The organism is Streptomyces sp. NPDC051109 (assembly GCF_044455885.1).
GTDB lineage: Bacteria > Actinomycetota > Actinomycetes > Streptomycetales > Streptomycetaceae > Streptomyces.
The window spans coordinates 55603-66394 of the sequence record NZ_JBITFF010000028.1 but is presented as its reverse complement, the minus strand read 5'-3'; the positions used below and the strand labels follow the sequence as shown (position 1 = coordinate 66394).

The window sequence follows — 10792 nt, the reverse complement described above, 5'->3', positions numbered from 1 at the left end:
ACTTCTGGCAGACCCACCACTGGTACTAAGCCGCCAGCGGACAGCACACGCACGAAAGCGCCCGACCGGAACCTCCCGGCCGGGCGCTTTCGCGTCAGCGGGCCGGTCCGATCCCAGGTGCCCACCGGGGCGTGTGCGCCCGGGCGTGTGTTCGTACCCGCACGCCCGGGCGCACACCACCGCACCGCCGCGGACACCCCTCCCGACCCCGCCGCCACGGGCCGGAAACGTCAAGGGTGATTGTCACTCTATTCCCGCCTATGGATGGCTTGCGTAGGTTCACCGATCTTCGCGTGCTTATGCTTCACGCGCTATGACGGAAAGTCAGAACTCCCGGGCCTTACGGGAATCAGCCGACGTGGTCGTCCTCGGTGCCGGTCCGGCCGGGCTCGTCCTCGCAACCCTGCTGCACGCGGCGGGGATCGACTGCGTCCTCCTCGAACGGGCCTCCCGCACCCATGTCCAGACCCGGGCCCGCGCCGGGTTCCTCGCCCCGAACACCGTACGGATCCTGGACCGCCACGGCCTCTCCGACGGCCTGCACCGTGCCGGCCGCCGCCACGGCACCTGCGAGTTCCGTACTGAGGACGGCCGGTTCGGGCTCGACTACGGCGCCCTCGGCCAGGGCGGGCAGCACCACGTCTACCCCCAGCAGAACCTGGTCACGGACCTCCTGACGCACTACCTCGACCGCGGCGGACGCATCCGCTTCCACACCGAGGCGCTCGCCGTACGCGATGCCGACGGCACCGACGGCACCCGGCCGCACGTCATGACGCGCGAGCCCGACGGCCGTCCCACGCGATGGAACGCCCGCTACGTCGCCGGCTGCGACGGGCGCCACGGGGCGGCCCGCCGCTCCCTGCCGCCGGGCGCCGTCCGCCACCACTACGACCACGGCGTGACCTGGCTCGGCCTGCTCGCCGAGGCCCCGCCGAGCCTTGACGCCGTCGGTTACGCCGTCCACGACCGTGGCTTCGCCGGACACATGGCCCGCACCCCGCACGTCACCCGCTACTACCTCCAGTGGCAGCGCGGCACCCCCGCCGACGCCTGGCCCGAGCAGCGGATCTGGGACGAGCTGGACGTCCGGATGCGTGCCTCGGACCACGGACCGCTCCACCGGGGCGCGCTCCTGGAACGCGGGATCTTCGACCTCACCTGCGACGTGATCGAACCGCTGCGCCACGGCTCGCTGTTCCTGGCGGGCGACGCGGCGAGCCTGCTCGCCCCGGCCGCCGCGAAGGGCGCGAACCTCGCGGTCCTGGAGGCCGAGATCCTGGCCGCAGCCCTGACCGACGCCCTGACCCGGGGCGAGACGGCGGGACTCGACGGCTACTCGGACCGGTGCCTGGAACACATCTGGCGGGCGCAGGAGTTCACCGGGTGGATGACCCGGCTGCTGCACGCGGCTCCCGAAGGGGGCCACCCGAGCGCCGGATCGTCCTTCCACGCCGGCCTGCGGCGCTCCCGGCTCGCCTCACTGCGCACCTCGCGCATCCACCAGGACTGGTTCGCCGAGAACTACGTCGCCGTCTGACCGCCGCCCCACCCCGCAAGCCCCACCCCGCAAGCCCCACCCCGCAAGCCTCACCCCGCACGTCCCACCGGGCCGAACGCGCCCCCCCTCGCTCCACCCTGCTCCACCCTGCTTCGCCCTGCCGTGCCCCGCCCTGCCCAGCCCGTACCGGCCCGAGGACCCCCCACGATGACGACGACGCTCCCCGACGAAACGATGCTCCTGGACGACACGGCCCGCCTGCGCGCGGCCGCCGAGTTCGTCCGCGAGCACGACAGCGCCGCCCTGTTGCCCCTCCTCCTGCCCGGCCTCGACGGACCGGACCTGCCGGCGCTGGCCGGCCACTGCCGGTTCGCCCACGCGGGGCTGCTGCTCTTCCCGTCGGACGCGGACGGCCTGCGGGCCCAACTCGCCGAGTGCGGGCTGGCCGTGGACACCCCCTCCCATCCCAGCGTGGTGGTACGCGAACGCCTCGCCCGGCGCCACCGGCGCGATCCGGCCGAGCTCGACGTCCGCATCCTGCGCCCGCTCGTGCCCGGCTGTGCCGGAGAGCGCCGCGCGGTCGAGGTGTTCGCCCTGACCGTGCCCCCGCACTCCGGCCTGGAGCGGATCGCCGCGTACGAACGCACCCGCCGGCACGAGGCGCACCTGGCCTTCGAGATCGAGCACTCGGACCCGCTGGCGCTGCGCGGCCTGTGCGCGATCCTCGTCCGCCACGGCGCTCGCCCCGACGGAGGCGGCTACAACCCGCACGAGGACGGCACGGTCCTGTACTTCACCACCCCCGCCGATCCGGCCTGCGGCTACCGGCGGCTGGAACTCTACGTACGCGGCGACCACCGCGCCGCCCTCGCCGCCCACCTGGACCACCCCGACGACCACCCCGACCCCCACCGCCCCCACCGCACCGCGGGACAGCCCGCCGAAACGCTCCTTCGCCTCCTCACCGGCGCCTGGACCACACAGGCACTCGCCGCCTTCGCCCGGCTGCGGCTGCCCGATGCCATGGACGCCGTGGACACCCGCACCGCGCACCGCCCCGAGGACCTCGCCCGGCTGACCGGCACCCACCCCCGCGGCCTCGCCACGCTCCTGCGGTACCTGGCCATGCTCGGCGCGGTCTCCGAGGACCACGAGGTGGGCGGGTTCCGCCTGACCGAACTCGGCGCCCTGCTGCACTCGGACACGCCCGGGTCGATGCGACCGCTGGCCCTGATGTACGGCGGCCCGTTCTACGACTCCTTCGGCGAGCTCGACCACGCCGTGCGGACCGGACAGCCGGCTTTCGACCGCGTCTTCGGCGAGAACCACTTCGACTGCTTCGCCCGCGACCCCGAACTCGCCGCGCTCTTCGACCGGTCCATGGCCGCGAGCTCGCGGATGTTCGAGCCGCTCCCCGACCACCCGGTCATCACGGCCGCCGCCCGCAAGCCCGCAACCGAGCCCGCGACCGTCGTCGACGTCGCCGGCGGGAACGGGGAGCTCCTCGGCCGCATCCTCACCGCGCACCCGGGCCTGCGCGGCGTCCTCCTCGAACGCCCGCACGCCGTCGAGGCCGCCCGCCGCCTGCTCGACGCCGCGGGCTGCGGCGCGCGCTGCGACTACCGCCCCGGCGACTTCGCCGACGTCCCGCCCGGCGGCGACGTCTACGTCCTCTCCCGCGTCCTGCACGACTGGGACGACGACCGCTGCCGGGACATCCTGCGCCACTGCGCCCGCGCCATGCCCGCCCACGCGGACCTGCTCGTCGTGGAGCGGCTCCTGCCCGCCGACGGTTCCCCCTCGCTGGCCACCGCCTGGGACCTGCACATGCTGTGCAACGTCGGAGGCCGTGAACGCCGCAGCGACCACTACGCACGCCTTCTCGCCGACGCCGGCCTCCAGCTCGTCGGCCACAGCCCCCTGCCCCTGGACGCGCACGTACTGCACGCCCGCAGGGCGGCCGTCCCGGACCCCGCCGCCAGACCGAGCTGACACCCCGCCGGCTACGCGGGACGGTCCCGGCCGCGGTCCGACCCGGAGAGCTCCCCCTTCCCGGGGAGGAACGCGGCCGCCACGGCCGCCGCGAGCATCACGGCCGCGCCCACGTAGAACGCGGCCGCGACGGCGGTGGTGACCGAGGCCTTGAGAGCCGGGACGAGATCGGCGGGGATCCCGGCGGGCAAGGGCGAACCCTGCTGGGTGGCCGCCACCGCCTTCCCGATGGACCGCTCGACCTGGTCGTAGCGCTCGGGCGGGATCCGGCCGTCCCGTCCGAGGATCCGGCCCAGGTGCGCGCCCTCGCGATGCACCACGATCGCGCCCATGACCGCCAGACCCAGCGCCGCGCTGATCTCCCGGGCGGTCTGCAACAGCCCCGCCGCGCTACCGCGCATCCCCTGGGAGGTGCCGTTGAGCGCGGTGACCCAGGCCGGGGTGACGCAGAGCCCCATGCCGATGCCCATCACGCAGTAGAAGGGCACCAGCCAGCCGTAGTCCTGCCGATGCAGCTCCACCGCCGAGCCGAGCAGGGCCCCCACGCACAGGACCATGCCGATGCCCAGGGGAACGCGCGGCCCCAGGTGGTCGTAGAGCCTTCCGCCCAGCGGCGCGAACACCACTGTGGGGAGGGTGAGCGGCAGTACGGCGAGACCGGCTTCGAAGGGCGACATTCCCACGACGTCCTGAAGCCAGATGACCCCGAACACCGCGAATCCCACGAACGCGAAACGCACCGTCGACACGACCGCCGTCCCCACCGAGAACTCCCTGCTCGCGAACAACCCGAAGGGCACGAGCGGATCCGAATGCCGCCGCTCACGCACCACCAGGAGCGTCATCAGCACGGCTCCCGTGGCGAACAGGGAGATGACGGCGGCTGAGGACCACCCCCAGTGGCGCGCCTGCATGAGCGGGAGGACCACGCACACCAGGGAGCCCATCAGCAGGGGTGCGTTCGACCAGTCGACGTGTTCGCGCCGAGGCGGCTTGCTCGTGAGCAGAAGATGGGCGAGGACCACTGCGCCGATGCCCAGGGGCGGGTTGACGAAGAAGATCGCGCGCCAGGAGAACGCCGTCGTCAACAGGCCTCCGATCAGCGGAGCCGTGCCGTACAGCACGGTGGAGATGCTGGACGAGATGCCCATCGCCCGGCCCCGTTCCCGGCGCCCGAATTCCTCGATGATGAGCACCTGGCTCGCGGGCCGGAGGATCGCCGCACCGGCTCCCTGGGCCGCGCGCGCCGCGATGAGCCAGGCCTCGGACTGGGCCAGCCCCGCCGCGGTCGAGGCCACGACGAACACGAGGGTCCCGAAGCGGAAGGCGCGCTCGTACCCGAAGACGTCACCGATGCGCCCGCCGAGCGGGCTCATGCAGGCGAAGCTGAGCAGGTACGCATTGATGATCCACTGCACACCGACGGTCGAAACGTCCAGGCTCCGCTGGATGGTGGGAAGGGCGACCAGCACCACCAGGGCGTCGATGGCGATCATCGACGAGGCGCAGGTCATCACGGACAGCACCCACCAGCGGTGTCGCTCGCCCCCGAACCGCCGTCGCCGCGTCACGGATTCCCTTCCGCCGATCCGAGCGGACGGGAGCGCATACCGCCGCCCGGTCTTCTTACACGGTTTTGTCCCTTCTCTTCTGCATTCGTGCAAGACACCCCGCAACGTGGTGCCCGCAACCGACACCACGGCCGAGGAGTGGGTGCGGCCTCGCCGCCGCGGCCGGCTGGCGGCTGGGCCGTCCAGGACCGTCATTTACAGCGCGTGATGATATGCTACGCACCGTGACAATGGAGCCCGAGGGCATCGCTCGCGACCGCACGACCGCGCCCAACCGCGTCTATTACTTCGACATCGGGACCGGCACCTGGCATGGGAAAGCCACCTTCCGGGTCACCTCCTGGCGTCGTCTCATGCGCAGCCGCATCGGAGTGACGAACAAGCTGCTCGCGACCGTCATGCACACCATCGATCTGCTCATCGGGGCGCCGCGGCAGAGTTCGACGATCGTGGCGAAGCCGGACGAGGGCGAGTTCGGCCAGGCCGACAACGTGGTCAGGATGTCCAAGTTCGGCGTGACCCTGTACCTCTTGGAAGAGCAGTACGTACTGGACAGCAACGGGACCGGAGTCACTGTTCGCGCGAAAGAGAGGCTGGGCCCTGTGCCGGGCCTGCTCACGCGGACCTTCACCTACTCTGCGGAAATCCGCGACGAAGGCATGGCCGCGACCTACCACATGCCGTTGCTCGAAACCCCTTGGACAGCGGACTACCAGGTCGCACCCGACCGCCAGAGCCTCTTCGCGGAATTGCTGTGCGACTGGGGCAGGGCGACCGAGGAAACCCGCCGAGTCAGCGCGCCGGCTTAGCGGGCGGCAGGAACACACTCCCGATGACCGCCGAGTCCATGCTCCCCGCCGAAAAAATCACCCTGGTCGCCGGATTGCTCGCCGACCGGGTCAGGCAGTACGACACCGCACACGACCGCCGGGCCGCGTTCGCCTACACCTACTACCGCCTCACGACGACGCTCGCCACAGCCCTGGATACGGGCACCCCCGCGTTCAACGACCCGCCGTGGGTCGCCGAGCTGTGTGAGACGCTCGCGTCGGCCTACTTCGCCGCGATGGACGGCATCGACGCATGGCTGGCAGGACGACCCGGTGGCTCCGCGGACGAAGTCCGGCCCAGTGATCTGCCGGACTCCATCCCCCAACCATGGCGAGACGTCTTCGCCGCTTCGAGTGTCCGGCGCTCGTACACGCTGGAAGAAGTGCTCTTTTCCATGATGGCGCACATTTCGTACGACTTGCCGGGGGCATTGCGGCTCATGGCGGCGTCCACGGGCGACCGCAGCCACATCGCGGACTTCCACCGCATGAACGACGTGCTGGGCGCCTGTATCGACAGGGTCCAGGACGACCTTTCGTCCCGGTACATTCATGGGCTCAGCTCTTTGGACAGGCTGTTCACCCGCAGTGACGAACTGTTGACCAACTACGGGATCCGGGTCGCACGGGGTTTGGCCTGGTTCAACTGCGACAGGCTCTTGGACCCGTATGCGACCGGGGAAGCGTCGCGGTCGATCGGCAGGAGCACCGGCGCGCTCATCTCCGAAATCCGCTCCCCCGGAGACTGGAAGCTGCGCGCCGGCTTGTGGATCCTGCGCAGGCTCATTCCCGAACGCCGGCACTGGCCCGCGGCGAGTACGCCCCTCGCGTAGGAAGCCGAAGCCTGTACGGACCGGGCCCGCCGCCAAGCCGACCGGCGTGGTCAACCTGGTGGAAGCGGGCGCCTGGTGCGTCCCGCGCGCCTCACGTCAATTGCCGCCGCCGTCCTCCCCCTGGAGAGGCGGTCTTACTGCGGCTTCGGGCCCTTCAGCAGCTTGCTGAGCTCTTCCAGCTGGCCTTCCTTCATGCCCCGGACGTAGTCCCAGCCGTTGTGGTCGCCGCCCTGGATCTCGTGGATCGAGACCTTGATCGGGCCCTTGCCGAACTGCTGCTGGAACTTCTCCATCCGGTCGCGGCCGCCCTCCTTGGTGCCGTACTGGAAGAGGACGTTCACCTCGGGGCCCTTGGTGTTGATCAGCTTCGGGGCGAGCTTCTCGGGGTTGTTCGCGTCCATCTCCGCCTGGTGGCCCTTCCAGAGCGGGGAGTCCGGGACGATCTCGCCGCCGTTGGCGATGACGGCCCGGAAGCGGTCCGGCTTCTGCAGGAGCTGCTTGAGGCCGACGAAGGCGCCGGAGGAGTTGCCCATGAAGGCCCAGCCGTCGCGGGACTTGTAGGTACGGAAGTTGGCCTTCGCGAGATCGGGTACGTCCTCGCCGATCCAGGTGCCCATCTTGGCCTGGCCGGGTATGTCGGAGCCGTCGTAGTAGTACTTGGCGTCCGGATTGAGGATCGGCATGACCAGGATGAACGGGAGGCTCTTGCCGGCCGCGGCGCCCTCGGCGACGGCCTTCTGGAGTCCCAACTGAGGCATGGTCGCCCAGTAGTTGTCGGCGTTCCCGTTGCCTCCGGGGAGCGCGATCATGACCGGGAAGGCGCTCTTCGCGTACTCCGGGCGGTCGTACTCCTTGGGCGTCCACACCCAGACGCTGCCCTCGAAGCCGGACTTGGGGCCCTTCACCCGGGCCTTGGATATGCGGGTGCCGTCCTCCAGCTTGACCGTCTGCTTGAAGTCGGTGAACGGACCGGCGGGCAGGGACACGTCCGGGTCCGCGCTCGGCGCGGAAGCCGGCTTCCCGTCGCCGGTCTGCTTCCCCTTGTCCTTGTCCTTGTCGGCCCCGGCGGGGGGCTTCGCGTAGCTGACGGACTCGCCGTTCCCGTCGAACCAGTCGGTCTTCCAGTAGACCGACCCGGCGCCCGCCCCGGCGAGCAGGGCCACGGCCACTGCGGAGCCGATCCACACCTTCTTGCGGGATCGCCTGGGCTGCTGCGGCTGCGGGTACTCGTGCACGAACTTCGCTCCGAACAGTTGTGGCTGCCCTCAGGGCAGAACGGTGGGGTCCTCCTTGGGTTGATGCATTTCTCGACCCCCGAGGTTGCAGAAATATGCAATAAATGTCGTTTGGGTTTCAAATGGGCGCCTCCGCGCCGCTGTCATCGGGAAGGCTCGGGCGCATGGTCTCGGTAGTGCAGAACGTGGCGATCGACTGTGCGGATGCCTACGGGCTGGCCCGCTTCTGGAGCGGTGTGACGGGTTGCCCGCTGGACCCGGCGGCCGCACCGGGTGACCGGGAGACGCAGGTGCTGTCGGCCCAGGGCCCGGTGCTGTACTTCAACCAGGTGCCCGAGCCCAAGACGGTCAAGAACCGGATGCATCTGTGCCTGCGCCCCGAGACCTCGCGCGACCGGGAGGTGGACCGGCTACTGGGCCTCGGCGCCGCCCTCGTCGCCGACCACCGCAACCCCGACGGTTCCGGCTGGGCGGTGCTCGCAGACCCCGAAGGCAACGAGTTCTGCGTCCTGCGCAGCGAGTCCGACCGGGCGGCCGCGAACTCCTGACCTGCCACCGAAGGCGGACCGAGCGGTTCCGGACAGGTTTTGGGCACCGCGTGTGATGTTCAGGCCGACGATCCGAGTGCCGGGAGGGGCCACGGCCGGGTGTTGGCGAAATGCGGCCCAAGGGATGCCTGGCTGGTAATCACCCCATCTGCGCCGTTCACCTGCTTTTGCGCGACCTGCGGGCTGATCCCTACGCTACGGTAACTTCGCTTTCTGTTACGGGGATGTCCTTGGAGAACGCGGAGCATGAACACCAGCACACTGAATCGCCACAGCCGGTTAGAGGCCCTGGGGGCCCACGTCCCCGAGACCGTGATGACCACCCGGGAGCTGACGGAGGGGATACCCGCCGTCCGTGACGCGGACCTCCAGCGGATCACCGGAGTCGCCGAGCGCCGGGTGTACGACCCGGACCCGGCGGCCGCCGAGAACTCCTTCTCGATGGCCCTGTCCGCCGCGCGGGACTGCCTCGACGCCTCCCGTTACGCCGCCGCCGACCTCGACGTCGTCATATCGGCCTCGATCACCCGCTTCACGGCCGGCGGCCGCTTCACCTTCGAACCGTCCTTCGCCTCGCTGCTCACCCGCGAGCTGGGCGCGCCACGCGCCATCCACTTCGACGTGTCCAACGCCTGCGCCGGCATGATGACCGGCGTCTACCTGCTCGACCGCATGATCCGCTCCGGCGCAGTACGCAACGGCCTGGTCGTCAGCGGGGAGCAGGCCACCGCGGTCGCCGAGACCGCGGCCCGCGAGGTCACCGACTCCTACGACCCGCAGTTCGCCTCGCTCTCCGTCGGCGACTCGGCGGCCGCCGTCGTCCTGGACGCCTCCACCGACGAGGCCGACCGGATCCACTACGTGGAACTGATGACCTGCTCGGAGTACTCGCACCTGTGCATGGGCATGCCGAGCGACCGCAGTGAGGGAATCGCCCTCTACACGGACAACAAGAAGATGCACAACCGCGACCGCCTCAAACTGTGGCCGCGGTTCCACCGGGACCTCCTGGCCAAGCAGGGACGGGAGTTCGCCGACGAGGACTTCGACTACGTCATCCAGCACCAGGTCGGCACCCGTTTCATCGACTACGTGAACCAGACCGCCGAAGCCGAGTTCGAGGCGCCCATGCCCCCCTCCCTCGCGGTCGTCGAGAAGTACGGCAACACCGCCACCACCTCGCACTTCCTGACGCTCCGCGAGCACATGCGGGCCGGCACCGCCCGCCCCGGATCGCGGTTCCTCATGGTCCCCGCCGCCTCCGGCGTGGTGACCGGCGCCCTGTCGGCCACGATCACGAACATGGGGGTCTGAGCCATGGGAACGGTCATCGCCGCAGCCCACACCGCCACGCCCCACAACACCGGCACCGGCACCGGCACCGGCACCGGCACCGGCACCGGCACCGGCACCGGCACCGGCACCGGCACCGGCACCGGCACCGGCACCGGCACCCGAGCGGGCACCGAAGCCGCCTCCGCCGTCGAACTCGCGAGCCGCGCCGCCCGCGCCTGCCTGTCCCAGGCGCAGGTCTCCCCGTCGTCCGTCGGCGTCCTCATCAACGTCGGCGTCTACCGGGAGTCCAACACCTTCGAACCCGCCCTCGCGGCCCTCGTCCAGAAGGAGGTCGGCATCAACCTGGACTACATCGCCGACCCGACCCCCGCCGCCGGCTTCTCCTTCGACCTCATGAACGGCGCCTGCGGTGTCCTCAACGCCGTACAGCTCGCCCAGAGCCTCCTCGACACCGGAAGCGCCGAACGCGTCCTGATCACCGCCGCCGACGTGCACCCCGGCGGTGACGCCCGCCGCGACCCCCACTACCCGTACGCCGACCTGGCCGGCGCCTTCCTCCTCCAGCGCAGCGCCGACCCCGGCGCCGGCTTCGGCCCCGTGTCCGTGTACTCGGGCGAGGGGCCCACCGACACCGAGGGGTACCTCGACACCGCGGCCATGGGCAGCGACGGCCGCTCCCGGATCACGGTGCGCCGTACGGAGGGACACCGGGCGCGGCGCAGCGCACTCGCCGCCGCCTGCAGCAGCGGGTACGCCCGCCAGCACGGCATCGACCTGGACCGCACCCTCGTGGTCGGCCCGCGCGCCGGGGAGGAGCCGGCCGCCCACGGCGCCGGCGAGCCGCACACCGCGGCCCCGATCCTCGGCTACCTCCAGGCCCTGGCCGCCCCGCGCCCCAAGGACTGCGACCGGCTCCTCCTGGTCGCCGCCGGCGCCGGCCCCAGCGCCGCCTGCGTCGCCTACCGGCCCGAAGGCTGGTGACGGTA

The 10792-nt window shown here is 70.9% G+C and carries 9 protein-coding genes; 7 read left to right on the top strand and 2 right to left on the bottom strand.

The features are described from left to right. Window positions 1–313: 313 nt before the first annotated feature. Window positions 314–1540: a 4-hydroxybenzoate 3-monooxygenase gene (locus ACIBAD_RS33525; RefSeq protein WP_398910541.1), complete on the top strand. Its 1227-nt coding sequence runs from the start codon at window positions 314–316 to the stop codon at window positions 1538–1540. Between the two features lie 168 nt (window positions 1541–1708). Next, window positions 1709–3493 (top strand): methyltransferase, encoded by a 1785-nt coding sequence (locus ACIBAD_RS33520; protein ID WP_398910539.1) that lies wholly within the window; start codon window positions 1709–1711, stop codon window positions 3491–3493. Window positions 3494–3504: 11 nt separating this feature from the next. On the opposite strand, the gene ACIBAD_RS33515 is transcribed toward ACIBAD_RS33520, so the two are convergent. Then, window positions 3505–5064, bottom strand: coding sequence for an MFS transporter (locus tag ACIBAD_RS33515; protein ID WP_398910537.1), 1560 nt, complete (start codon window positions 5062–5064; stop codon window positions 3505–3507). 224 nt (window positions 5065–5288) lie between these two features. On the opposite strand from ACIBAD_RS33515, the gene ACIBAD_RS33510 reads away from it, so the two are divergent. Further along, complete coding sequence (locus tag ACIBAD_RS33510; RefSeq protein ID WP_134076058.1) at window positions 5289–5873, top strand: hypothetical protein; 585 nt, start codon at window positions 5289–5291, stop codon at window positions 5871–5873. A 23-nt stretch (window positions 5874–5896) separates the two neighbouring features. Then, window positions 5897–6727, top strand: coding sequence for a DUF5995 family protein (locus ACIBAD_RS33505; RefSeq protein ID WP_134076056.1), 831 nt, complete (start codon window positions 5897–5899; stop codon window positions 6725–6727). Between the two features lie 134 nt (window positions 6728–6861). Here the strand turns inward: ACIBAD_RS33505 and ACIBAD_RS33500 are convergent, their stop codons facing one another. After that, window positions 6862–7962 carry an alpha/beta hydrolase gene (locus tag ACIBAD_RS33500; RefSeq protein ID WP_398910535.1) on the bottom strand — a complete coding sequence of 367 codons (1101 nt, stop codon included), beginning with the start codon at window positions 7960–7962 and terminating at the stop codon, window positions 6862–6864. A 164-nt stretch (window positions 7963–8126) separates the two neighbouring features. Here ACIBAD_RS33500 and ACIBAD_RS33495 point away from each other — a divergent pair, with 164 nt between their 5' ends. The 3 genes from ACIBAD_RS33495 to ACIBAD_RS33485 all read left to right on the top strand — a co-directional run bounded on the left by ACIBAD_RS33495 (window position 8127) and on the right by ACIBAD_RS33485 (window position 10787). Continuing rightward, window positions 8127–8510, top strand: coding sequence for a VOC family protein (locus ACIBAD_RS33495; RefSeq protein WP_398910533.1), 384 nt, complete (start codon window positions 8127–8129; stop codon window positions 8508–8510). A 246-nt stretch (window positions 8511–8756) separates the two neighbouring features. Further along, complete coding sequence (locus ACIBAD_RS33490) at window positions 8757–9824, top strand: 3-oxoacyl-[acyl-carrier-protein] synthase III C-terminal domain-containing protein (RefSeq protein WP_166682197.1); 1068 nt, start codon at window positions 8757–8759, stop codon at window positions 9822–9824. Window positions 9825–9827: 3 nt separating this feature from the next. Further along, entirely contained in the window at window positions 9828–10787 is a 960-nt protein-coding gene (locus ACIBAD_RS33485) for a hypothetical protein (RefSeq protein ID WP_398910530.1), read from the top strand. The last annotated feature ends 5 nt before the right edge of the window (window positions 10788–10792 follow it).